General features: G+C 69.1%; 19 protein-coding genes and 1 pseudogene. 10 read left to right on the forward strand and 10 right to left on the reverse strand.

Going from position 1 to position 23,978, the window contains the following annotated elements:
• The first annotated feature begins 1 nt into the window (after nucleotide 1).
• Nucleotides 2-888: pseudogene (locus JF597_RS45730) on the forward strand (hypothetical protein).
• A gap of 172 nt (nucleotides 889-1,060) precedes the next feature.
• Here JF597_RS45730 and JF597_RS45735 read toward each other — a convergent pair.
• From JF597_RS45735 to JF597_RS45750, 4 genes are all read right to left on the reverse strand, one after another.
• Nucleotides 1,061-1,318 (reverse strand): Txe/YoeB family addiction module toxin, encoded by a 258-nt coding sequence (locus JF597_RS45735; RefSeq protein ID WP_294010994.1) that lies wholly within the window; start codon nucleotides 1,316-1,318, stop codon nucleotides 1,061-1,063.
• A complete protein-coding gene (locus JF597_RS45740; protein WP_153290897.1) occupies nucleotides 1,315-1,587 on the reverse strand; it encodes a type II toxin-antitoxin system Phd/YefM family antitoxin in 273 nt (90 codons plus the stop codon). The genes JF597_RS45735 and JF597_RS45740 overlap by 4 nt, the downstream gene beginning before the upstream one ends.
• Before the next feature lie 158 nt (nucleotides 1,588-1,745).
• Nucleotides 1,746-2,384 (reverse strand): DUF6879 family protein, encoded by a 639-nt coding sequence (locus tag JF597_RS45745; RefSeq protein WP_294010996.1) that lies wholly within the window; start codon nucleotides 2,382-2,384, stop codon nucleotides 1,746-1,748.
• On the reverse strand, nucleotides 2,377-2,646 hold the full coding sequence (locus JF597_RS45750) for a hypothetical protein (RefSeq protein ID WP_294011028.1): 270 nt from the start codon (nucleotides 2,644-2,646) through the stop codon (nucleotides 2,377-2,379). The genes JF597_RS45745 and JF597_RS45750 overlap by 8 nt, the downstream gene beginning before the upstream one ends.
• 228 nt (nucleotides 2,647-2,874) lie before the next feature.
• Here JF597_RS45750 and JF597_RS45755 point away from each other — a divergent pair, with 228 nt between their 5' ends.
• The 7 genes from JF597_RS45755 (at nucleotide 2,875) to pglZ (ending at nucleotide 15,166) form a co-directional block, all read left to right on the forward strand.
• Nucleotides 2,875-3,285, forward strand: coding sequence for a hypothetical protein (locus JF597_RS45755; RefSeq protein WP_294010998.1), 411 nt, complete (start codon nucleotides 2,875-2,877; stop codon nucleotides 3,283-3,285).
• Complete coding sequence (locus JF597_RS45760) at nucleotides 3,282-5,435, forward strand: tetratricopeptide repeat protein (protein WP_294011000.1); 2,154 nt, start codon at nucleotides 3,282-3,284, stop codon at nucleotides 5,433-5,435. The genes JF597_RS45755 and JF597_RS45760 overlap by 4 nt, the downstream gene beginning before the upstream one ends.
• Before the next feature lie 290 nt (nucleotides 5,436-5,725).
• Nucleotides 5,726-6,397: a hypothetical protein gene (locus JF597_RS45765; protein WP_294011002.1), complete on the forward strand. Its 672-nt coding sequence runs from the start codon at nucleotides 5,726-5,728 to the stop codon at nucleotides 6,395-6,397.
• A gap of 201 nt (nucleotides 6,398-6,598) precedes the next feature.
• Entirely contained in the window at nucleotides 6,599-7,045 is a 447-nt protein-coding gene (locus JF597_RS45770; RefSeq protein ID WP_294011004.1) for a hypothetical protein, read from the forward strand.
• 97 nt (nucleotides 7,046-7,142) lie between these two features.
• Entirely contained in the window at nucleotides 7,143-7,910 is a 768-nt protein-coding gene (locus JF597_RS45775) for a hypothetical protein (protein ID WP_294011006.1), read from the forward strand.
• Between the two features lie 444 nt (nucleotides 7,911-8,354).
• Nucleotides 8,355-12,242 carry a phage resistance protein gene (locus JF597_RS45780; RefSeq protein ID WP_294011008.1) on the forward strand — a complete coding sequence of 1,296 codons (3,888 nt, stop codon included), beginning with the start codon at nucleotides 8,355-8,357 and terminating at the stop codon, nucleotides 12,240-12,242.
• Nucleotides 12,239-15,166, forward strand: coding sequence for a BREX-2 system phosphatase PglZ (gene pglZ / locus JF597_RS45785; protein WP_294011010.1), 2,928 nt, complete (start codon nucleotides 12,239-12,241; stop codon nucleotides 15,164-15,166). Before JF597_RS45780 ends, pglZ begins: the two co-directional genes overlap by 4 nt.
• A 63-nt stretch (nucleotides 15,167-15,229) precedes the next feature.
• Here the strand turns inward: pglZ and JF597_RS55830 are convergent, their stop codons facing one another.
• The 4 genes from JF597_RS55830 to JF597_RS45805 form a co-directional block, all read right to left on the reverse strand.
• Complete coding sequence (locus tag JF597_RS55830; RefSeq protein WP_366916541.1) at nucleotides 15,230-15,475, reverse strand: DUF397 domain-containing protein; 246 nt, start codon at nucleotides 15,473-15,475, stop codon at nucleotides 15,230-15,232.
• 63 nt (nucleotides 15,476-15,538) lie between these two features.
• Complete coding sequence (locus JF597_RS45795) at nucleotides 15,539-16,591, reverse strand: CBS domain-containing protein (protein ID WP_294011014.1); 1,053 nt, start codon at nucleotides 16,589-16,591, stop codon at nucleotides 15,539-15,541.
• Nucleotides 16,588-18,405, reverse strand: a complete 1,818-nt coding sequence (locus tag JF597_RS45800; RefSeq protein WP_294011016.1) for a DUF262 domain-containing protein — start codon at nucleotides 18,403-18,405, stop codon at nucleotides 16,588-16,590. Before JF597_RS45800 ends, JF597_RS45795 begins: the two co-directional genes overlap by 4 nt.
• A 171-nt stretch (nucleotides 18,406-18,576) precedes the next feature.
• The gene (locus JF597_RS45805) at nucleotides 18,577-19,302 is read right to left on the reverse strand and encodes a DUF4839 domain-containing protein (RefSeq protein ID WP_294011018.1); all 726 of its coding nucleotides are present in this window, start codon (nucleotides 19,300-19,302) and stop codon (nucleotides 18,577-18,579) included.
• Between the two features lie 110 nt (nucleotides 19,303-19,412).
• Between JF597_RS45805 and brxD the strand changes: the two genes are divergently transcribed.
• Both brxD and JF597_RS45815 read left to right on the forward strand, forming a co-directional pair.
• A complete protein-coding gene (brxD, locus tag JF597_RS45810) occupies nucleotides 19,413-20,762 on the forward strand; it encodes a BREX system ATP-binding protein BrxD (RefSeq protein ID WP_294011020.1) in 1,350 nt (449 codons plus the stop codon).
• Nucleotides 20,762-22,963: a DEAD/DEAH box helicase gene (locus tag JF597_RS45815; RefSeq protein ID WP_294011022.1), complete on the forward strand. Its 2,202-nt coding sequence runs from the start codon at nucleotides 20,762-20,764 to the stop codon at nucleotides 22,961-22,963. Before brxD ends, JF597_RS45815 begins: the two co-directional genes overlap by 1 nt.
• Before the next feature lie 559 nt (nucleotides 22,964-23,522).
• Here JF597_RS45815 and JF597_RS45820 read toward each other — a convergent pair.
• Nucleotides 23,523-23,780, reverse strand: a complete 258-nt coding sequence (locus JF597_RS45820; protein ID WP_294011024.1) for a Txe/YoeB family addiction module toxin — start codon at nucleotides 23,778-23,780, stop codon at nucleotides 23,523-23,525.
• A partial coding sequence (locus tag JF597_RS45825; RefSeq protein ID WP_294011026.1) for a type II toxin-antitoxin system prevent-host-death family antitoxin occupies nucleotides 23,777-23,978 on the reverse strand: 202 nt, incomplete at its 5' end. The genes JF597_RS45820 and JF597_RS45825, both read right to left, overlap by 4 nt.

A 23,978-nucleotide genomic window follows, 5' to 3' on the forward strand; every position in this document is an offset into this window, starting at 1 on the left:
CATGAAACAGGGTAAAGAGGTCGAGAACCCCGAGTCGCGTTTCTCCGCGGTGCTGCTGGCGGCAGCGAAGCTCCCGGGTGTACGCATTCACAGGGAGGCGTACCTTCGAAGCGCGTTGGCTCGCCACTGCTCCGAGGACGACATCCGAAGAGCGATAGAAGAGACCCCCGCTGCGGCGGGCATCAGTGTCGAGGTTCTCGACAAGGTGGCCAACGATTCGATCCGCTACGAGACCGCCAAGGTCAGCGCCCTCTCCGCCGCCGCCGGAATACCCGGCGTCCTCGCCCTTCCTGCCACGGTGCCTGCCGACATGGCTCAGTACTTCGGCCACATGGTGCGTATCTCGCAGAAGCTCGCGTACCTCTACAGTTGGCCCGATCTGTTCTCCGAGGACGGCGACGACCTCGACGACGCGACCATGGGAGTGCTCACGCTGTTCTTCGGCGTGATGTTCGGCACCCAGTCGGCGAACGCGGCCGTGGGGAAGGTCGCCGGGATGATGTCGAAGGAGGTCGCCAAGAAGCTGCCCCAGAAGGTGCTGACCCAGGGTGTCGTCTACCCGATAGTGAAAAAGGTCGCGGCATACCTCGGCGTCCAGATGACGAAGCAGTCCTTCGCGAAGACCGTCTCGAAGGCCATCCCCTTGTCGGGGCCGCTGTCTCTGGCGGGCTCACTTTCGCGACCTACCTGCCGATGGCCAAGAGGCTCAAGAAGCACCTCTCCAGCCTGCCACTGGCGGAACCGTCGCACCGAGTGATGGATGGGGAAGTCCTGGACGGCGAGGTCGTGGAAGTCGTGGAAGACCAAGGGTCTTTCACCACAGCGCACGCTGAACACCATGGCGCAGATGACACCGCCAACGAGCTAGAGAAGCCTCACTCCTCGTAGGGCTCCAGTGCGTGTCGAACTTGGGCAGGGCGTTGGGGGTGAGGCTGGCGACCGCGACACGGAGAGTGGCTGGGTTCCTGCCGGGCACGGGGATGAGCGGCCCTGCCGGTGGGCCGGTGAGCGCGGTCGTGCGTGCGCGGCAGGGTGTTTGCCGCAGGGGCGAGCGGTGGCCTCAGTAGTGGTAGCGGGCCTTGAGGATCTTGACTTCCTTCTCGTCCACCCGGTACACGAGCCGGTGCTCGTCGTCGATGCGGCGTGACCAGTAGCCGGACAGGTCACCCTTCAGGGGTTCCGGCTTGCCGATGCCGGTGAAGGGGGTGCGCTGGATCTCGCCGATCAGCCGTGTGATCCTGCGGGCCATGGCGCGGTCCGAGCCCAGCCAGAACAGGAAGTCCTCCCATCCGGCCGGGTCGAAGTGGACGCTCCTCACCCGTCACCCGCCAGCTCTTCCAGCTCTGCCATGGTTTTGGTGACCACGGCCTCGCCGGCCCTGTCCCGTGCGACGGCTTCCATGAGGCTGCGCGCGTTCGCGGGAGAGCGCAGCAGGTAGACGGTCTCCTGCCAGGAGTCGTAGTCCTCGGCGGACATCAGAACCGCGTCGCCGCTCTTGGAGCTGATACGCACGGGGGTGTGGTCGTCGTTGACGCGCTTGATGAGCGGGAAGAGGTCCTTGCGGGCCTCGCTGGCGCTTATGGTCATCTGTCGGCACCCCTCTCCTGACGGTACTGGAAAAAGGTACCACACTGGTACGTGATTCTGGTACGAGTCACGGACGCCGTGAACCTCGCCTCCGGACGGTTCGAGTGAGGGGTGGGCGGCACACTCCCGCCTCACTTCAGGCTCTCCCGCCTTGCCGATCAGCACGAACCGGGAGAATCCGTCTGAGTGCCGGACCCGCACGGGGGGGCAAGCGGGGCGATCTCCCGGTCGAAGAAGTCGTAGAAACCCTCACCGCGCTCGTAGAGCGTGTCGAATCCGACTGACGTTTCCCGGATCAGTGATCGCTCGGTGAAGCGGTTGGCGCCTGCTGCGTTCCCATCATCGTCGTAGACCACCTCGTACATGGCCACGTCCCCGAGAATCACCACCTCCGGAACCGGGCGGTCCTTCTCGATGTCCGAGATCTTGCGGGCGTCGAGCACCTTGATGTCGTCGCCCAGGTCCACGCGCACTCGAAGCACGAAAAACTCCCACTGCACGTAGGGTGTGATCGGAAACTCCACGACACGAAGGCGGCGATGCGGGATGCCGAGCCGCGCCGCATTCCGGAGTTCCTGCGCGTAGTCGTCGCGTCTTTCGTCGGCGAGGGACAATGCCCTCTCCCAGTCACCGGCTGCGAAAGCCTCCCAGCTTGCGAAACCCCGCTCCTTGAAATGCTGCCCGCGTTCGAGCTTGTTCAGGAAGCCGATGCCGCTGTTGTAGACCCGGCTGAAGTCCGCGTGATAGGCGGGTCGATCCATGCGCTCGGAAATCCCAGTGGGGAAAGAATCAAACACTGGGGATATCCGGCTTCGCCGCGACGAGCATGTTCCTCGGGATGACCACGAGTCGTTCGTCCGCCCCGATCGAGACCCCGTCGGGGAGGTTCGCGCCGAGCGACTGGGTGAGGTCCCGGCCGATGACGGCGATGTCCCCGTTGGCGAGTTCCCAGATGTCGGGGCAGTCAGGGGTGCCGGTGGTGTTCCCCAGCTCCTGGGGTGATTTACCCAGACGCCGTTTGAAAGTAGTATCCGGATCTGCTTCCCATGGCCTGGCCACCGCCATCGCCCCCTCAATCGGTTGGGTGGCGGTACTGTACCGCTCGACGAGCTCGCCTGACGATGCGTTAAGCCCGACCTGTGACCGAAATGGCGTCGCGCCACGCCTCCTTGTCTGATCTCGCTCAAGAGTGGAACGATATTGACCGGGAGAGGGAATCGCGCCAGCGCCCGAGAGGCCGCCGCTTTTTCGCCACGCTGTCGGAAAACGAGTGAACGGGGGAGCGCTGTGGAACCGGAGGTGACCGCGCTCGCACAAAGCGCAGGGACCACCTTGGTCACGTTGATGGCGACCGATGCCTGGCAACGCGTTCGCGACGGACTCACACAGCTCTGGCGGCGGATGCAACCGGAGCGTGCCGAGACAGTGGCCGCCGAACTGGAGGCCGGCCGCGAGGATGTGCTGGCCGCCATGGTGGCGAACGACCAGGAGACGTTGAGCGAACTGCGGCTGCAGTGGCAGGGGCTGGTGCGACGCCTGATCGTCGCCCGACCTGCGGCCGCCGGGGAACTGCGCGCGCTGCTGGCCGAGCTCGATCCCGACGGCTCGGCTGCCCGGTCGGTCACACAGCACGCCACAGCCTCCGGTCAGGCCCGGGTCTACCAGGCGGGACGAGACCAGCACATCGCCGAGCGATGACGGGCGGGATGGACGGCCACGCCGAGGACCGGGGGCGTGTCTACCAGTCGTCGGGCGACCAGCACATCAACGAACACCACCATTACGGCGGTGACACCTCCGTGCCGAGCGGTCCGGACTCGGTCCGCCGCCCGGCGGTCGGGCGGTCTCCGGCCGTGCTGCGCGACCGCACCGAGGTGATGGCACGCCTACGGGCAGGCGTCGAGGCGGGGCGCGGCGGCGACGTCTACGTGCTGTATGGGATGGGCGGCTGCGGCAAGACAGCGGTCGCCTGTGCCTTCTTCCAGGTGGCCACCGGCGACTACGGCCGCGCGGGCCTGTGGGTCAACGCCTCCGACCGCGCGAGCCTGCGCGCCGGCATGCTGGCGGTCGCTGCCGACCGGGGAGCGAGCGACGGCGAACTGCTGGCCGCCCGCAACGGTCTCCGGCCCGCGGCCGATCTCGTCTGGCAGTATCTCGACCGCTCCACCGAGCCTTGGCTGCTGGTCCTCGACAACGCCGACGAGCCGGAGATCCTGCGGGACGGCAGCTGGCTGCGCACCAGCCCGCGCGGCACCGTGGTGGTGACCACCCGCCGGGCGGCCGCTCGCTGGTGGCCAGGCGCCGAACTGCAGCACATCGGTGTCCTGCCCCGGGAGGACGCCGCACTCGTGCTGTGCGACCTCGCCCCGCACAGCGGTACCGCGGAGCAGGCGGCGCGGATCGCGGACCGGCTCGGGCGGCTGCCGCTCGCCCTCACTCTGGCCGGCGGCTTCCTCTCCCATCAGGTGCTCGCCCCCTGGACGTTGGACGCCTACGGGCATCATCTCGACGAGGACGAACGGGTTCAGCTCATCGACCAAGGTGCGGACGCGTTGTCCGAGGCGGACCCCCGGCACCTGGTCGGCCTGACCTGGCAGCTGACACTCGACACGTTCGAGGCGCGCGGGCTGCCCGAAGCGGCGGCACTGCTCAGGCTGCTCGCCCGGTTCGCTCCGGAGCCGCTGCCGTTGTCGCTGCTCAACCATGCCGCCATCAGCGGCGTCCTCCCGCGCGCCCGGACCGAGACAGCGCTGAGAGCCCTGCTCGACCAGTCGCTGACCGAACTGGTCGACGTCGGCGTGCGCTGCGTACAGAGCCATGGAGTACTCCTCGACAGCGCGGCGGCGGCGACACCCGCGGAACGGCTGCCCGCTCTCGACACGACGGCCGTCCGGCTGCTCGACGCGGCCGTTCCCGCCGTACCCGACGCGGGCCCCCACGATCCGCAACTGCGACTGCTGGTACCTCATGCGCTCGCCTTGCTGCGACGCATCGGCGAGCCGCCGGCGCTGGCCGACGCGCTGGCCGTGGCCACGCGCCTGTCGGTCGCCCTGCACCGCACCGGCGACTACCTCTCCGCCGAGGAGACCTCCCGCACCGCGGCGGACCTCGCACAGCGAGTGCTCGGCCAGGACGACCGGCTGGTCCTGGCCGCCCGTTCCAGAACCGGCCGGGCACTGTTCCGGCTGGGCAGGTATGCCGAAGCCGAGTCGGTGCTCCGAGGCGTCCGCGCCACTCAGGAGAACCTGTTCGGGGCCGACGACCCCGACACCCTGGACACCTCCTACGGTCTTCAGCTCGTGCTGGCGAACCTCGGCAGGCGCGAGGAATCACTCGCACTGCTCCGGGCCGTCGTCGCCGGCCGGAAAACGGCACTGGGCCCCGCGCACCCGCTGACCCTGCGCGCCCGCGCCAGTCTGCTGGAGATGCTGCCCGCTTCCGAGGTGGTCAACGAAGAAGGCGGCGCCCTGCTCTCGCTGCCGTCGGAATGCGCGCGGCTCCTCGGCCCCGATCACACAGTGACGCTGGGTTCCCGGCACAACCACGCCTGGGCGCTGTACCTACTGGGCCGCTTCGAGGAGGCCGATGACGAGATACGGCTGGTCGCCGAAGCGTATGTGCGGCGCTTCGGCCCTGAGTACCCGATGGTGCTCGCGGCCCGGCAGCTCTACTCCCGGACCCGGTCCGCGCTCGGCCACACGGGCGCGGGGATCGCGCTGATGGCCGATGTCGTCGCACGGCGGGAACGCGGCCTGGGCCCCGAGCACCCGTTCACGGTCGCGGGCCGTCAGCTCTTGGACGAGTACCGATCGGGTCAGTGGCGCCCGCCGCTACCGCCTGGCGGATGACGGCGGACATCTTCGTGCTGCGGTCTGCGACGGCTGATGCAGCGCGACATGGCTCGGTTCCTGTCGGTTGCCGGCCGTACCAGCCGTCCTCCGTCGGCCCGGCCCACAGCGGCAACGCGGTCGCAGCCGAACGCGAGGTCAACCGACTGCCGCTGTGAGACAACGATGCCGGGCGCCCCTGCCCGGCTAGAGCCCACCCCGAAGTAGTGCAGCTTTCATGAACACGTAAGCTTCACATAGCATCTATCTTATCCACTAAGTCTTCATATCTTTCGGGGGAAACGATCTCTGTGCTCAACCGGAAATGCTTCGGCGCGCTTGGCGCGGCTGTCATGTCCGTGGCGCTCGCTGCCTGCAGCAGCACCACCACGCCCACGGCTGCGAAGCCTTCCGCGCCGAGCAACTCCGCCGTGTCCAGCCCCGCATCTTCCTCTCCGACTCCCGAGGCAGCGCTCCTCACAAAGGCCCAGCTCGCGTCCGCTCTGCTGTCGCTGTCCCAGATGCCTGCCGGCTGGTCGACCGACAGCAGCGACAGCGCAGGCGACAAGACCTTCTGCGACTACCGTCAGCCGCACAAGCCGCAAATTCAGGTCTCCCGGACTTTCCAGAAGGGCGGAGGGTTCACCGCCACGATTGCCACTGCCGGTATTCGGCAGTACGCGAGCGCGAGCGATGCCGCCGAGTCGTTCACCGCGATGGAGACGGCGCTTGAGACCTGTCACCGGGAGACCTATCAGGGGTCGGTGCTGAAGTACTCGCCGATGAGCGTGGACAAGCTCGGCGACCGGTCCCTTGGTGTACGCATCGACAGCGACGGCACCACGTTGCTCCAGCAGTTCACACTCGACGGGCCCACCCTGATCAACGTGGGCACCGGCGGTCTCACGGACGCGGATGCCGACACGGCCACCAAGCTTCTGTGCGATCAGGTCGACCGGTACGAGTCCGCAGCCCGCAGGTAGGGCAGGCGGCGAAAGCCGCCTGGCCGGGGAGCCGGCAGCCCGGCTGGCCGACGTAGAGGCGGCTCGGCCCGGCTGCTATTGGTGCGTCTCTGCGAAGTCCATCGCATAGCCGGCGACCGGGATGAAGCAAGGAAGTCCTCCGCTCAGCCGCCCTGCGAGAGCGGCAGCATTGTCCGAACAAGAGGAAATATGGCTAGTTCTGTGGACCGTGATGATGCGACGCGGGGTTGTCTTGGGCTGGCCGCCATCACTGCCGTTGTGGTAGTCGGCTGGCTCGTGTGGACCGCCGTGATGTGGACGTTGGCCGAGTGGCGGTGGGCGTGGTTCATCGGATGCGCGGCTGTGTCTCCGGCTGCCGCGTTCGCGATTGTGCTCGCGTGGGGTGAGGAGCGTCCGTTCGTTCCGTCTCGCCGACGGGAGGCGTGGATGACGGCGGTCGTCACGGCCGTGGCAGCGGAGGCCCCGGCTGTCGTCCTCGTTAAGGGCTGGGGCACCGGGACCGTTGCGCTGCTTTTCGCGCTCGGAGCCGGGTCTGTCGGTGCGTTTTGTCCGCCTGACCGGCCTGACGTTCGTCATGTCGGCAAGTCCGCCACTGCGGATGTCGGCGAGAAGCAGACGCCTGCCGATGGTTCAGCGGTGCCGGAGTGAGTAGTAGCCCGCGATTACCTGCTGCGCGCCTCGTTGGCACGTCCTTTCTGAGTCAGCGGCCCTGACCAACCCGGGTCGGTCTACTTCTGGAGTCCCCGTGATCCCCCCGTCCTTCTTGTCCGGGCAGCGTGTTCGTCGCCTGGGAACGCTGTTGGCTGTCCTGTGCGTGAGTGCAGGAGTCATTGCCATCGGTGAGGCATCCAGCGGGGAGGCTGCATCGCCGCAGGCCGTCCGTCACCGCGTTGCTCCTTCCTCGAGTCCGTCTCTTGAGCCTTCACAGGCCAAGACCTCGCCGAAGAAGTCAGCCCGTCCGACCCCGCGCGTGATGTCCGCCAGTTGTACGGGAAGGGCCGAGAACCTGTTCTTCACGGCGGTGGGGGGTTCGGTCACGGAGTCGTCTTCGCAGCCTCCGGCGTATCTGCGGATCAAAGAAGCCAGTGTCGTTCGTGACAGCAGGGGCGTGACGGTGAGCTACACGCTCGCCGGTAACGCTCCCGAGCCCGGTTCGGAGGCGGATGCCACCTACTGGACGTGGCTGGGCGATGGTCTGGACGACATGGATGAACCTGCCGTGAGCATGCAGTACCTCGACTCGCGTTGGTTCGTGCAAGTGTCCGGAACGAACGACGTGGTCGGAGGAGACGTGGAAGCTCGGCCGGAGATACGTGGCCGCACTGTCTCCGTCCGGCTTCCGCTTCGCGTCTCCACGTCGTCCGGCTACGTGGCGGACCTGTCGAAGTTCACGCATGCTGGTTGGTCCACGGAAGGCAAGAACCCCTCGGGATTCGGCACCTGGATGGATGGTTGCCCGATCGGCGGGGAGGGAGCCGGCAACCCGGGATCGTGGGAAGTGCCGCTGCACTGAGGTCGCAGCGGGCGTGCGGCGAGGGCCGTGTCCGTTTGCTGCCCGCTCTTCTGCCTTGCCGAGCAGGATGACAGCAGCACAGCGGTGCGATGGTGCACGGGGTATACAGCGCGGGGGTGGGTGGAGTACCGATGTAGGGTGCTATGCGCAGGCCGTACGGGTGGTCGTTCAGTGCGAGGGGGACAAAGAGTGCAAGCGCCACGAGCCCGTCTCCCCTGAGCTGGCCGATGCCGTGAACGTCGTTCTCGCCCGGCGGCACGTGCCCGACTCTCGCCTCGCCACCGGCCAGGACCACCGGCACGTCGCACCGCCCACCGGTCACCCGTATTTCCGGGTCCTCCTCCACGACCCGGACCGGTGACCGGCTTCGGCCGAGGCGCACACCCGCACCACATCGAGTACGAGCAGCAGCACCGGAAACTGCCAGGGAGAGCGAGACCCGCAATGGCTCAGCAGCCACTCCTCCGCGATGTCATCGACATCAAGGAGTCCATCTCCACCTCGGACTTCGTGCTGTCCCTCGCCGAGGCGACGACACCCGAGGGCGCCGAGCACGCGCTCGAGGACTACGTCGTCACCGAGCGGCTGCTGGAGAACTTCGACGAGGCGCTGGCCCTCATCAAGTCCTCGCTCGACGGGCACCGCTCCAAGGCCGCGTACCTCCACGGCTCGTTCGGTTCCGGTAAGTCGCACTTCATGGCCGTCCTGTACGCGCTGCTCAGCGGCAACTCGGCCGCCCGTGCCCGCACCGAGTTCGACCCGGTGCTGACCAAGCACGAGTGGCTGACCACGGACGGCAAGAAGTTCCTGCTCGTGCCGTACCACATGCTGGGTGCGAAGGCCCTCGAACAGCGTGTGCTCGGCGGATACGTCATGCACGTCAAGAAGCTGCACCCGGAGGCCCCGACCCCGCAGGTGTACCGGACCGACTCCCTCTTCGCCGACATCCGAGCCATGCGGGCCAACATGGGCGACGAGGCCGTCATCCGTGGCCTGGGCAGCGGTGACGCGGAGGACGGGGAAGAGGACGAGTGGGGCGAGGGCTTCGCCTGGAGCCCGCAGCTCCTCGACACCGCGCTCGCGGCCGAGGAGAACCACGAGGCCGGCACCCCGCTCAACCTCCGTAACCCCTCCACCCCGGCCGAGCTGCGCGCCAAGCTGGTCAACGACGCCAGCACCAACCTCCTCCCCGGCTTCGCCAGGAACGCCGTCGAGGACGAGCACGGCTTCATCTCCCTGGACGCCGGTCTGTCCGTCATCGCCGAGCACGCCAAGTCACTCGGCTACGACGGACTCATCCTGTTCATGGACGAGCTGATCCTGTGGCTGGCCACCCTCATCCACGACCAGAAGTTCGTGGCGCGTGAGGCCAGTAAGATCACGAACTTCGTCGAGGGCGGCGACGCCCGCCGCGCCATTCCCGTCGTGTCGTTCATCGCGCGCCAGCGCGACCTGCGGGAACTCGTCGGCGAAGAGGTCTCCGGTGCTGCGGAGTCGTCCATCCAGGACACCCTGAACCTCGCCTCCGGCCGGTTCGACAAGATCACCCTCGAGGACCGCAACCTCCCGCAGATCGCCCATGCCCGCCTCCTCAAGCCCAAGGACGCCGAGGCGGAGCGGCTCGTCGACGGGGCCTTCGAACAGACCAAGCGGGTCGGCACCCAGGTCTGGGACACCCTGCTCGGCTCGGAGAAGGGGACGACGGGCGCGGACGCCGAGTCGTTCCGGCTGACGTACCCCTTCTCGCCGGCGTTCATGGACACCCTCGTCCACATCTCGTCCGCGCTGCAGCGCTCCCGTACCGGTCTCAAGCTGATGGGCCAGCTCCTCGCCGACCACCGCAACGAGATCCGGCTCGGGCAACTCATCCCCGTCGGCGACCTCTACCCGGTGATCGCGGAGGGCGGCGACAAGCCCTTCACCGACAGCCTGAAAGTCGTCTTCGAGGCTGCCGACAAGCTGTACAAGACCAAGCTGCGGCCGTATCTGCTCAGCTCGTACGACATCACCGAGGACGACGTCGAGCAGTACGTCAACCGGCCCGAGTCCATCAGCGACCCGCAGCGCGCCAACCGCTGCCGGATGTTCGTCGGCGACAACCGGCTCGTGTGCACGCTGCTGCTGTCAGCGCTCGCGCCCAGCGTGCCGGCCCTGGCCGAGCTGACCATCCGGCGGCTCGGCGCGCTCAACCACGGCTCGGTCCTCGCCCCGATCCCGGGCGCCGAGGTCGGCATCATCAAGAACAAGGTCGCCGAGTGGGCGGCCCGGTTCCCCGAGATCAAGGAGACCGGCACCGACGCCAACCCCGGCGTACGCCTTGAGCTCTCCGGCGTCGACGTGGACTCCGTCATCGCCAACGCACAGGTCAACGACAACCCCGGCAACCGGGTCGCACTCGCCCGCCGCCTGCTGTCCGAGGAACTTGGCGTCGAACACGGCCAGTTGAGCGATCAGCTGAGCTTCACCTGGCGCGGTACCGCCCGCACCGCCGAGATCGTCTTCGGTAACGTCGCCGACGAGGACGAACTGCCCGACCACGACCTGATGCCGCAGGAGGACGGCCACTGGCGCATCGCCATAGACCTGCCCTTCGACGAGGGGGAGTGGGGTCCGGTCGAGGACGTCAACCGCATCCGGCGGCTGCGCGAGCGCCAGCAGGGGGAGCGGTCCCGTATCGTCGCCTGGCTGCCCGCCCATCTGTCCGCGCAGCGCTTCGCCGACTTCCGGCGTCTCGTCGTCATCGACAAGGCCCTCGCCGACGAGCACCGCTTCGACACCCAGTACGCCGGCCACCTCAACGCCGACAACCGCAGCCGCGCCAAGGGCCTTCTCGAAACCCAGCGCGAGGCGCTGCTCAAGCAGGTCAAGGGTGCCTTCAAGCAGGCGTACGGGCTCGCGCAGAAGCAGGCCGCCGACGTCGTGCCGGACTTCGACGACCACCTCGTCCCGCTCCCGGACGTGGACGGCCTCACCCTGTCCTTCGGGCAGAGCCTGCACGACGGCATCCGGCACGTCGCGGGCAAGCTGCTCGCCCATCAGTACCCGGCCCACCCGGACCTCGACTCCGACGGTACCGGCATCGCCGTCAAGTCCGTTGACACTCGCAAGGTGTTCACCCATGTGCGGGCCGCTGCCGAGGCACGTGACGGGCGGGTGGAGGTTCCGGCCGCCGACCGCAAGCTGATGCAGCGGATCGCCGGGCCGCTACGCCTCGGGCAGCAGAAGGAGGCGTACTTCGAGCTGTCCCGCTACTGGGCCGACCACTTCCGCCAGCTCGCCAGCGCCCAGGGCGTCACCGGTGACCTCTCCCTGATCACCCTGACCGACTGGACGGACAAGCCCGACCCGCGCGGACTGCCGGACTTCATCGCCCGGCTCGTCGTCGCCGCCTTCGCCGAGATGGACGACCGGGTGTGGGTGCGCGGCGGCACCGTACTCGACCCCGCGCCCGAACTGTCCGCGATCAAGGACCACGACGCGCTGCGCAGCCAGCCGCTGCCCGCCGAGTCCGACTGGGACACGGCACGGCAGCGCTTCGAGACGATCTTCGGGCAGAAGGCGCCCGCGCTGCGGCGTGGCCGGATGGTCAACCAGTTCGCCCGCCAGATCATCGAGGCCGCCCGCGCCCACCGGGACCACGCGGCCGACCTGGTGCACCAGCTGGAGGCCCACGCCTCCTTCCTCGGCCTCGATCAGACCGCCGAGACGGGACGGCTGGCTCTCGCCCGCCGCTCCCTGCAACTGTTGGACGCGCTCACGGCGGAGGCCGGCAAGGGCGCGGCCGGGGCGAAGAAGACCGTGGAGGCCCTCGCTTCCTTCGACCTGGGCGAGACCAGCGCCGACCGGTACGGAACCTCCATCAAGCAGGCACGCAGCGTCGCCGAGGCAGTCGCCTCCGCACCTTGGAGCACCCTCGAACTCGCCGAAGGACGTGGCCCCGAGGGCGCGGCGCTCCTCGACTCGCTGCGCAATGTGGCTCGCGACGACCAGCGCACCGCGGACCTGCGCGACGCCCTGACCCGGACCCAACGCGAAGTCGTCGCCCTGGTGAAGCGTGCCCAGGCCGCTGCCGCCCCGCCGCCCCCTCCCGCCGCGCCCCAGCCCACGGCCGACGACCTGTCCCTGAACACGCCGACCAGCGACCCGCGGATCCCCTACACCCCGCAGGAGACACCCACCCCGGCCTCCTCGGGCGGCGGCACCGCGCGGACTTCCGGTGGACGTCGTACGACCGTGGCGCGGGCCGCCGCAGACCTTCAGGCGGAACTGTCCGAACTGGCTACGCGCCACCCCGACGCGACCGTCGAGATCACCTGGAAGGTCGTTGAATGACGGAAACCGTCACCACCGCCCTCGGCGCAGTCCGGCTGAACACCGCGACCGTCACCCAGTACCTGTCCTCGCAGTCCTCCCTCGCCGCCTCCCTGACGGCGGGTGGTGGGGGCAGGCGCCGGGCTGTACTGCTGCGGTCCGCGCCCCAGTGGGACGGGCCCGCCGAACCCGCCTGGGGCGAGAGCCGGACAGCCGGCGTCGCGGTGGCGCCTTCGCCACTCGCCGTTCACGAACTCGTCCTCGACCACCTTGCGGGCCGCCGCTCGGGCCCCGCCGTCCTGGTCATCCTCACCGACCGTGAGCAGAACGAACTCGACCCGGCGATCCTCGCCCGCGTCCACAAGCTGCGCATCGACACGGTCGACAGCTGGGACGTCGTGCGGGAGGCGTTCGGCGCCCGGCAGATCGACCCGCGCCTCAAGGACGTCAACTGGGCCGCCGAAGCCCTGCTCGACGCCACCCCGCCCGGTGGTTGGTCGCCCGTGCCGGGTGGCTGGCTGTCCCGGCAGTACGCCCTCACCGCGCTCGCCCAACGCCGTCTGCGCCTTGGCCGCTACGACACCGAGGGCGGCGCGCGGCGCTCCGGTCCCGGCGACGATCGGCTCGACGTACAGGCCCTGCTGTACTGGTCGACCCGGCCGGGCGCTCCGGAGCGACTACTGGGGCTTCGTGGTCCCGAGCGTTCCGGGCTGGCGGGCTTCCTCGGCGAGGAGGACCAGGCCGGTCTCGCCGGCCGCGCCCTGCTCGCCCTCGTGGGCGCCGAGCGTGGCGCGGACGCCGCTGCCTTCGGCCTCGTGTGTGCCGCACTGTGGCAGCACGCCGAGCCCGCTCCCGAGACGTACCAGGCCCGCGGCCGCGCAGAACGCTACTTCGGCGACCAGCCCCCGGCCGTCGGCGAACAACTCGACGCCCTGGTCACCGTCTACGGCCGGTCCGCCGAGGAGTACATGACGGCGCTGCTGGCAGCAGGACACCGCAACGGTGGCGCCGACGCAGACCAGGCCCGCGAGGCACGCCGCACCACCGGCATCGTCCTGGACCGGGCGGCCGTGCTGGCCCGCCAGTTCGGCGCGGAGGCGGCCGTGGCGGCGAGCCCCGTCCTGCGCGGGGGACTCGAAGCCCGGTTCACCGCCGTCGGACGGGCCCTGGCCGGGGGCGACAGAGGCACGGTGGCGGCCGCCGTCCGGAGCCTGGAGGACCACCGGCTCGCCGCCGAGCCGGATGAGGCCGCCCGCGTCGCACGCGCTCGCATGGGACAGCGCCTCGCCCGCTGGCTGGCCGCCGACTCGCCCGCCGAGGTCCCGACGGTGGCCGACGCCATACAGCGGCACGTCACCGAGACCGGCTGGGTCGACCTCGCCCTGGAGCACATCGAGGCCGGCGGCGACCCCGACCCCCTCCTCAAGGCCTCCTACGACACCCTCGGCACACGCGTACGGGACCGGCGGCGGCAGATCGACGCGTTCTTCGCGCGCACTCTGGCCGCCTGGACCGAGGCCGGCACCCAGCCCGGCTCCATGCTCACCGTCGAGACCTTCCTCGACCGCGTAGTCGGACCGGTCGTCCGGCGCGGGGAGGAGCGGCGGGTGCTGCTGCTCGTGCTCGATGGCATGAGCGCCGCCATAGCGAACGAACTCGGCGAAGAACTGCGCGCCTCCTGGGCGGAGTTCGACCCGCTGCCCGAAGGCGCCCCGCTCCGGCGCGCGATGGCCGCCGCCCTGCCCACCCTCACGGCCGTGTCCCGCACCTCGCTCTTCGCGGGCACTCTGATGAAGGGCACCCAGGCCGACGAGAAGCGGCTCTTTCCCGCGCTGAAACTGTGGGGCGGGGCCCCGGCCGCCGTGTTCCACAAGGACGACCTGCGCACCGACACCGCGGGCGACGCCTTCGGCCCGGCCCTCACGGAAGCGTTGAGCGACGGCAGGACTCACGTCGCCGTCGTCCTCAACGCCATCGACGACCGCCTCGCCAAGGAACAGAAGCTCGGCGACGGCGCCTGGCGCGTCGACGACGTACCCGGCCTGCGCGACCTGCTGCGGGTGGCGGCGGCCCAGGGCATGGCCGTCATCGTCACCAGCGACCACGGCCACGTCGTCGACCGGCACGGCACGAAGGCCGACGCCGCCACCGAACCTGCGTCGGCCCGGCACCGCCCGTCCGGCGGGGGGCCGCTCGCCGACCGGGAGATCGTCCTCTCCGGACCGCGCGTGGTCTGGCCCGAGCCCGGAGCGTCCATCGTCGCGCTCTGGGACGCCGACTCCCGCTACACCGCCCTCAAGGCCGGCTACCACGGCGGGGCCTCCCTCGCCGAGTTCACCATCCCCGTGCTCGCCTTCCTGCCGTTCGGCGCGGAACCGCCTCCCGGATGGCGGGAGTTGGGGGACCAGCGGCCGGTCTGGTGGGCACCGGAGGAGGTCGGGAGCACGCCTCTGCCGAGTGAGAACACCACTCAGCTCGCGGTCGGCGCGACTCCCGCAGTGCCGAAGAAGCCGACGGCCAAGGCACAGAAGCAGCAGGCGGAACTCGCCCGGACGCACGACGCGCTCTTCGACGTGGAGCTGAGCGCCGGGGGAGACGACGCCCTCCTCACCCCGACCGTCGTCTCCCGGACCGAGGCGCTCGTGACGGCCCTGCTCGACTCGGAGACGTACCAGGGGCAGCTCGGCGGTCTCGCCCGTAAGCCGCAGCAGGAACAGGTCCACAAGGCCCTCGCCGCCCTGCTCGACGCGGGCGGCACCCTGCCGGTCACCGCGCTCGCCCAGCGCGCGGGCATGCCCACCACCCGGGGCGACGGCTTCGCGGCCGTCCTGCGCCAGCTCCTCAACTACGACGGCGTACAGGTGCTGGAGACGCTGCCGGACGGACGCACCGTACGGCTCCACGAGGCGCTGCTGCGTGAGCAGTTCGCCCTTCGGGCGGGATGACACCGTTCGGGGTGCCTCCGGCGTCCGCCTGGAGGCACCCCGAACGGTGTTGGGTCTCTGTCCTCAGACGGAGGTCTCACGCGCAAAGACGGTGAACGCGGCCCACTGCGCCTCGGAGAACGCCAGCACCGCTTCTGCCTGCTGCTTCGAGTCCCAGACATGAACAGTGCCGGGTGTGAGGGCCATCTCCACGCAGTCTCTTCCTGGCGTAGGGCCCGCGCCGCAGCTGACTTCCGCCTGTCCCTGCTGCGGCTCCCGGGCCTGGTCCGTATCGAGGTGACCGACGCGCGCCCCGAACGGCTGCCGCACGAAGACGGTATGGGCTGAGATCGCGTGCCTGCGGTGAGAGAGGAACGGCGCCGCCCCGCTACCTCACGGCGCGAACTCCCGCAGCACCTTCGCGAAGGTCGTCAGCTCGTCGATCATTTCCGGTGGAAGCGGCTTCTCGTCGAAGTGGGCGATCCGGTTGCGGATGTCCTTCACCCGCTTCAACAGGCCGATGAACTGTTCCCTGGGCATGTTGGGCCACTTCAAGGCTGCCCAGTTGCGGTCGGCCTGCTCGGCGAGGGACTGCTTCGTCTGGTCGCCGTCCAGGAGCCTCAGGTAATCGCCGAACATCAGGTCCGACACCTGGCCGGTGCGGTGCTCCGGCTTCTTGTTCGTCTGGACGGCCTTGATGGACTCCGTGTCCAGGGCCGCGCCCAGGCAGCGGCGCAGCAGCGACTCGATTTCGCCCACGATGAAGAAGGGCCGTGCCGCGCCTTCGAAGCGATCCGTGACGTCCGCGGCGGTGACGATGCCCGAGAGGCAGCCGTCGTCGCCGCGGACGAGCAGGTAGCCGTGCTCACGGATGGCCGGGAGAGCAGCGAAGAATTCCTGGCGGGCGTCGAAGACGGGCAGTTCGTCCTTCTCCATCGCGTTGTCCAGGGTGGCCGGCTTCCCGGCCCCGTACATCTTCGCCACGGACCCCCAGGTGACCACCCCGTGGACCTGCGCCATGCCGGTGGTCACCGGGATCTGGGAGAGGCCCTTGGTGCGCATGAGGAAGGTCGTCTGGGACAGGGGAGTGCCGGGCCCGACGGACACCAGGCCGCGCCGCGCCGACGGGATGTCGCCGAGCAGCAGCCGCTGCGGCAGTGCGTGCGAGGGCAGGGCCTCGTCCGCCTCGTCGGCCTCACCCTCCGGTCCGGCCGTGGTGCGCTGTACGGGAACGGCCGCCAGCGGCACCACGTCGACGGTGCTGCGCAGACCGCAGACGGCGAAGTCCGGCAGCGTGGTCAGTCCGGCGTCCGTCAAGGCCTGCGAAATGCGGTGCACCGTCCGGTGGTCGCGGACCCTGACCTGGAACAGGTCGAGGATCTCCTGCACGGACACGGTCGTGCCCTTGAGCGAGGCGACGTCCTGCTCGTGAGGCATGGTCGTCATCGAGCGTCGTCCTCCGGCAGGTCACGGAGCATGGTCTTCTTGCCCATGGCGGAGTGCACCAGGTCCTGCAACTGCTTGGAGCGGTCGTGGTAGAAGCGCTCGTAATCGTTCTCGCGCAAGGCGTCCGGATCGATCAGGTGGGTGGTCAGGACGTCGTCGAACCACTCGGGACGCATGTCGGAGGCGGCGATCAACGTGGGCAGGTATGACGACGGCGCCCCCGTCATGTCCATCGCCGCGCGATAGGACAAGGGCGTCTTGTTCACGATCGAACTCGTGGGCAGGCCATGGCTGTTACCCCGACGGAACCACGTCTTGGGGAAGATCTGCCGCACGTCCACGCTGTACTCGTCCAGCCTACCGGGACTGAGCGGGGCGCCCGTGTGGTGCCAGTCCACCGCCCCCTGCTTGATCAGCAGGGCGTAGATTCCCTTGTAGGCGGCGCTGTTCCGGGTGGTGAGGGTGTCGAGACGGTCGGCGAAGAAGAACGCCTCCGTGACCGTCTCGGGCGCCCTCTCGTCCTGCACGATCCAGGGGACGAGCTGTTCGACGTCCTTGGTGAAGCGCGTCTCCGTGGAGCCGCCGTACATCTCCCCGAGCACCCCGCACCAGTACCACTGCTCGACCTTCTCCTCCGCCCCGAGACCGTCCATCGCCGTGTCGAGGATGGCGCGGACCGCCGCGAGTGGGACGAGCTGCGTCTTGTAGGGCAGGTCGGTCGGGCTGACGATGCACTGCCGTTCCAGGAAATCGCCCACCCAGGCGAAGGCGTCGGCGAGCTTGGGTGCCAGACGGACGAAGTCGGCCAGGGGGAGGTCCAGCAGGTCGCGGCGCTTGCAGGACACCGTGGCGCCGAGTCCCTGCTGCTTCCGTTCCCAGGTGCGCACCAGCGCGATGGCCTGCAGGAAGTCGATGCTGCTCAACCCGTTCTCGAGGCCGCTGTCGAGACGGCCGAAGACAGGATACTTGCTCGCCAGCGCCTGCTTGATCTCCCGCCACACCTCGGGAAGCTGGTAGTAGTCCCCGGTCCGCTCCACGTAGTCGCGGTCCCCGGCATAAGTGGCGGTGAGCAGTTCGAAGACGTTCAGGGGCACGCCGCCCGTGTTGACTCGCTCGAACACCGCGCAGACGGCGTCCATGGAGGTGGAGGCGGCCAGCCGGATCATCGGCACCTGGAAGGCGCGGACCTGCTGAAGGACCGCCTCGTCGAACTGGCCCCACAGGTCCCAGTTACGGTCCTCGTCCGCCTTGATGTACGCCTTCTTCCACTCGTTGACGCGCTGGGCGTCGAAGACGAAGTGCAGGGGAAAGAGGCCGGCCGTGCACTCCGCCTCGGTGGTGCTCAGATCCAGCACCACGGTGCGGTTGAAGTCCGTCCGGAGCACCTTGTCGGCCGGGACGGACACGATGGCCTCGTCGCGGTCCGCTGACGGCCCGACGGCCTTCACGATGTCGACGTAGTACCAGCGCTGGATGGCCTTGCCCCGGGCGTCGGCCGTCTCCACCGGGGCGTCCAGCCACAACGCCTGAAAGAGGGAGGTGAGACGCTGCTGCCCGTCCAGCAGCAGGAGGTCGGCCGCCGGGTCCCCGTCCGGCCGGGCGCCGGTGAGGGTCCGGGAGCGGAACCGGGTGGCGCCGCCGGTCTGCAGCGTCATCACGACGCCGAGCGGGTAGTCCAGCGTGACCGTCGCGATGATCGCCCGGATCCGGTCGTCGTCCCACTTCCAGTTCCGCTGGAAGTCGGGCAGTTGTAAGGAGCCCGAGGCGACATCCGCCAGTACGTCCTTGAGCTTCACGTTGTCGAGGGCCGCCATACGACTCCACTCCCCGCCCTGTTGCCTGTACGGAGAGTGATTCCAGCAGTGCTCTGCGGTGACGGTCAAGCGGTTCGCGGAGGCAGGTGCCGGGAGAGCGGATCCACGACCCGGTCCTGCCCCCCATGAGCCAGTCCGACCAGGCCTTGCAGGCGCGACTGCCTGCCTTGGTCACCGGGTTTCCGTCGAGATCGGTTCGAGGAAGAAGAGGCACTGCTGCGCGTTGAATTCCCCCACCTTGGCGACGAAGCGGAACTTGTCGCCTGTGCCGACGGTGGTGGGGATCTTCTCGCCGGTCAGATTCAGGTCGGCGATGTTGACGTCCTCGTACGTGAAGGCCGGGCCGGCCGTCGTGTTCGGTCCCTTGTCGCCCGGGCCCAGGAGGAAGTCGTAGCGGGTGTCGTAGTCACCGTGGGGTGCCATGTTCACGATCGAGCCGTTGAAGGCGATCGTCTGGCCTTTGTGTCTGGCCGCGAAGTCCAGGTTCGCATCGTCGCACGAGTCCTCCTTCAGCAGTGCTGCGAACTTCGGATCGTTCTCGGGCGTGGTCACCTTGGCAGCAACTGACTTGGTCGCGGTCGGAGTCGGCGTAGCCGAAGGCTTGTCGTCCGCAGCCGCCGCCGACTGGTCTGCTCTGTCCTTTTTCTCGTCTCCGTCGCTGAGTGCGGAGGCAACGCCGATGACGATGGCCAGGATCACGAGGACGGCCGCCGCCGTGCCGATCAGTGGCCATGGCAGAGGCTTCTTCGGCCGACGGAAGTCGAGGGTGGAGCGGAGCTTGCCCTGCGCCTGTTCCACGAGCTCCCAGCCCTCCTTCCGCATCTTCGAGATCACCAAGCCGTCGGTACCGCGGACTGTCCGCACGGTCTTGTATTCGTACTTGATCTCGTCGGCCATGCGGCTCCGCCCCCCTGAATGGACTGCTCGATCAACTGCCTCGCGAGCATAGGGGACCCCGCGACTTCAACGCGGAATGCCGATGCTCAGGAAGATGGGACACTGGCCCCGTGAGCAGCACCGGATCCAAGCACCCCGCCCAAGTCAGCGCCGCCCGCCGCCGTACCGTCATCGACGCCCTGCGCCGCGGGGCCGTGCCCGAGAGCGGGCTCGATCTGCTCGCCACCGGACTCGACCGGTTCGAGGCGGCCCTCGACGCGGAACTGGACGCCGTGGCGTCCGGCGGTTCCGTGTTCAAAGCAGTGCGGGGTGAGTACGGGTCCGGCAAGACGTTCTTCACCCGGTGGTTGGGGGAGCGTGCCAAGCGCCGCAACTTCGCCGTGGCGGAGATCCAGATCTCCGAGAACGAGACGCCGCTGCACAAGCTGGAGACGGTCTATCGGCGGCTCACCGAGCGCCTCACCACCTCCAGCTTTCCGCCCAGCGCCCTGCGGCCGGTCGTGGACGCCTGGTTCTACGCCCTGGAGGAGGACGCCCTCGCGGCCGGGGCGAGTGAGGACGAGCTGCCCGGCGAGGTGGAGAAGCTGCTCGTCGCGAGGCTCGCCGAGGTGTCCCGGCACGCCCCGTCCTTCGCCACCGCCCTGCGCGGCTATCGGACCGCCCTGGCGGACGGCGACGAGGCGACCGCCGCGGCCGTCCTGGCGTGGCTCGGCGGCCAGCCGCACGTCGCGGCCTCCGCCCGCAGGTTCGCCGGAGTGCGCGGCGACCTCGACCACTTCGGCGCCCTCGGCTTCCTGCAGGGGCTTCTCACCGTGCTGCGCGACTCCGGACACACCGGGCTCTTCGTCGTGCTCGACGAGGTGGAGACGCTGCAGCGGGTCCGGTCGGACGCCCGTGACAAGGCGCTCAACGCACTGCGGCAGCTCATCGACGAGGTGCACTCCGGCCGCTTCCCCGGCCTGTACCTGATCATTACCGGCACGCCCGCTTTCTACGACGGTCAGCAGGGGGTGCAGCGTCTCGCACCGCTCGCCCAGCGGCTCGCCACCGACTTCACCACCGACACGCGCTTCGACAACCCCCGCGCTGTGCAGATCAGGCTGCCCGGCTTCGACCAGGAGTCACTGGTCGGCCTCGGCGCCACCATCCGGGACCTGTACGCGGAGGCCGCCACGTCGCCCGAGCGCGTGCGGACCGTTGTCGACGATGCCTATGTCGCGGACCTCGCGCGGGCCGTCGGCGGGGCGCTGGGCGGGAAAGTCGGAGTGGCTCCCCGCCTGTTCCTGAAGAAACTCGTCGGGGACGTGCTCGACCGCGTGGATCAATTCGACGACTTCGATCCCCGGCAGCACTATCGGCTGACGGTCGCGAGCAGCGAACTCACCGACGTGGAGCGGAACCTCGCCGCCGCCGTCTCCGGCGGCTCCTCGTCGGCCGACGACGTCGACCTGGAGCTGTGATGGCCGACGATGCGAGCCCCGTCGAGTCAGGACCGGGGGATGCGGGCGCCGACGTACTCGACCGGCTCGACCCCGTGGTCCTGCACCACATCGTCAACACCCTCGGCTGGCCCGACCTGCGCCCCCTGCAGCGGGCGGCGATTACGCCTCTCATGGACGGGCAGGACGCCGTACTGCTGGCGCCGACAGCAGGCGGCAAGACCGAGGCGGCCTGCTTCCCGCTGCTGTCGGCGATGACCGAGCAGGGGTGGACCGGCACCTCGGTGCTGTACCTGTGCCCACTCAAGGCGCTCCTCAACAACCTGGTCGGCCGCGTCGACGCGTACGCCCAGTGGCTGGGGCGGCGCGCGGCGCTCTGGCACGGAGACACCAAGGAGTCGCAGCGGCAACGCATCCGTGCCGAGGCGCCGGACGTCCTGCTGACTACGCCGGAGTCCCTCGAAGCGATGCTCATCGGCGTCAAGACCGACCACGCTCACCTGCTCGGCGGCGTGCGGGCCGTAGTCGTCGACGAGGTGCACGCCTTCGCGGGCGACGACCGGGGATGGCACCTGCTCGCCGTGCTCGAACGGCTGGAAAGGGTCACCGGACGGCCCATCCAACGCATCGGACTCTCGGCCACCGTCGGGAACCCTGCTCAGCTGCTGCACTGGCTGCAGGGCGCGGGTGCCGAAAGCCGTGCGGGACAGGTCGTCGCCCCGGGAGTGCAGCTGCCGCCCGCATCAGACGGAGCCAGCCACCCCGACAAGGCCGCAACCGCCCGACTTCCCAGACCCGCGGGTGAGGTGGAACTCGACTACGTCGGCTCCCTCGACAACGCGGCCAAACTCATCGCCGCCCTGCACCGGGGAGAGAAACGGCTCGTCTTCTGCGACTCCCGCCGCCAGGTCGAGGAACTGGGCGCCGCGCTCCGGGCCCGCGAGGTGACCGTCTTCCTGTCCCACGCCTCCCTCTCCGTCGACGAACGCACCCGCTCCGAGCAGGCCTTCGCCGAGGCACGCGACTGCGTCATCGTCTCCACCTCCACCCTCGAACTCGGCATCGACGTCGGCGACCTCGACCGCGTGATCCAGATCGACTCACCGGCCTCCGTCGCCTCGTTCCTGCAACGCATCGGCCGCACCGGCCGCCGCCCCGGCACCGTACGCAACTGCCTGTTCCTCACCACCCGCAAGGAAACGCTGCTGCAGGCATCAGGTCTGCTGCTGCTGTGGTCGCGCGGCTGGGTCGAGCCGGTCCTCCCTCCGCCCGACCCGCGCCACCTGGTGGCCCAGCAACTGCTCGCCGTTGCCCTGCAACAGCACAAGCTCGGCGACCAGTTGTGGGACCGGCAGTGGAACGGACTGGCCCCCTTCGACCGGTCCGCCGCCCCGATCCTGCGCTTCCTCACCAAGGAGGGCTTTCTCGACAGCGACGGCGGCATGCTGTTCATCGGGCCCGAGGCGGAACGGCGTTTCGGCAAGCGGCACTTCATCGAACTCACCGCGTCCTTCACCGCGCCGCCGCAGTTCACCGTCCTGTCCGGACGCACAGAGATCGGCCGCACCGACCCGAGCGTGCTCACCGAGGAACGTCCCGGGCCGCGACGGCTGCTGCTCGGCGGACGCAGCTGGCAGGTCACGTACATCGACTGGCTGCGCAAGCGCGTCTTCGTCGAGCCCGCTGACGGCGGCGGCATCGCCAAGTGGATGAACGGCGGCGTCGCCGGACTGTCGTACGCCCTGACACGTGCCATGCGCGAGGTGCTGCTGGGCACGGACCCGCCGGTCTCCCTCACCCGGCGCGCGGAGGCGTGCCTGGCCGAACAGCGCGAGACGGACGCTCCTGACACCGTGCACCCGGGCGGCACCCTCGTGACCCGTGTCGGCAAGGACGTGCGCTGGTGGACCTGGGCCGGCTACCGCGCCAACGCGACCCTCGCCGCCACCCTCCGCTCGGTCACCGACCCCCTGCAACGACCCACCGACGCCTGGCTGCGCCTACGCGAGGACCTCACCCCAGCCGACTGGCGCGCGGCCCGCGAGGACGTCGGCGACAACCTCGTCCTGCCCGACGTGGACCACCGCGCCGTACGCGGCCTGAAGTTCTCCGCCGCCCTCCCGGAACGCCTCGCCGTGGCGACGGTGGCGGCCCGCTTGGCCGACTTCGAGAGCGCCCGCTCGGTGCTCCGTGAGTCGGTGCGCTTTCAGCACGACGGCTGAATCGGAAAAGCCGCCAAGGCCACGGCAGACGGACGCCACGCGTTACGCCCGCCCCAACTGCTCCGTCACCTCGCGGATACGCCTCCGAGCGCATCGAGCGGACCGTCTGACCCCAGCAGTGACTACGCCGCCCTCCGAAACCGTTTCAGGGTGGGGTGTCACCTTAGGTAGCCATCAAGGTGGCCACGCGAGAGCCCTCGCTACACGTTTGCATAGGACATAGCGCTGGGATGATCTTCTCCGGCGTAAAGCCCGACTCGTCTGCCCTTCCGCCTTCTCATGGCCGGCGCGAGCGCACCTGTGACCGGGACCCCGGGCCTCGGGGTGTTGGTGGCGGAGACCGGGTACGGCGTCCTCTGCCGTCTCTGCGCTCACTGGTACGAGTGTCAGTACCGCCGCGGCGCGCGTCCGGTCTCTCCTGCCGCAGGCATGCTGGGCTCCGTCCTCGTGACGCCGCCGTCCCGCCCAGCCTGCATCCCGGGTAGCCCTTCAAGGGGCGCCCCCACCCGGCCCGGCGGATGACGTGGCAGGGTGTTCGCCGCAGGGGCAATCGGTGGCCTCAGTAGTGGTAGCGGGCCTTGAGGATCTTAACTTCCTTCTCGTCCACCCGGTACACGAGCCGGTGCTCGTCATCGATCCGGCGCGACCAGTAGCCGGACAGGTCGCCCTTCAGGGGTTCCGGCTTGCCGATGCCGGTGAAGGGGGTGCGCTGGATTTCGCCGATCAGCCGCGTGATCCTGCGCGCCATGGTGCGGTCCGAGCCGAGCCAGAACAGGAAGTCCTCCCATGCGGCCGGGTCGAAGTGGACGCTCCTCACCCGTCACCCGCCAGCTCTTCCAGCTCTGCCATGGACCTGGTGACCACGGCCTCGCCGGCCCTGTCCCGTGCGACGGCTTCCATGAGGCTGCGCGCGTTGGCGGGAGAGCGCAGCAGGTAGACGGTCTCCTGCCAGGAGTCGTAGTCCTCGGCGGACATCAGAACCGCGTCGCCGCTCTTGGAGCTGATACGCACGGGG

Source organism: Streptomyces sp. (genome assembly GCF_019510245.1).
GTDB lineage: Bacteria > Actinomycetota > Actinomycetes > Streptomycetales > Streptomycetaceae > Streptomyces.

Excerpts from the sequence above, each read along its gene's own strand:
- JF597_RS45740 (WP_153290897.1), bottom strand. The coding sequence starts at position 1,587 with ATGACCATAAGCGCCAGCGAGGCCCGCAAGGACCTCTTCCCGCTCATC.
- JF597_RS45760 (WP_294011000.1), top strand. The coding sequence starts at position 3,282 with ATGACGGGCGGGATGGACGGCCACGCCGAGGACCGGGGGCGTGTCTAC.
- JF597_RS45780 (WP_294011008.1), top strand. The coding sequence starts at position 8,355 with ATGGCTCAGCAGCCACTCCTCCGCGATGTCATCGACATCAAGGAGTCC.
- pglZ (WP_294011010.1), top strand. The coding sequence starts at position 12,239 with ATGACGGAAACCGTCACCACCGCCCTCGGCGCAGTCCGGCTGAACACC.
- JF597_RS45795 (WP_294011014.1), bottom strand. The coding sequence starts at position 16,591 with ATGACGACCATGCCTCACGAGCAGGACGTCGCCTCGCTCAAGGGCACG.
- JF597_RS45800 (WP_294011016.1), bottom strand. The coding sequence starts at position 18,405 with ATGGCGGCCCTCGACAACGTGAAGCTCAAGGACGTACTGGCGGATGTC.
- JF597_RS45805 (WP_294011018.1), bottom strand. The coding sequence starts at position 19,302 with ATGGCCGACGAGATCAAGTACGAATACAAGACCGTGCGGACAGTCCGC.
- JF597_RS45815 (WP_294011022.1), top strand. The coding sequence starts at position 20,762 with ATGGCCGACGATGCGAGCCCCGTCGAGTCAGGACCGGGGGATGCGGGC.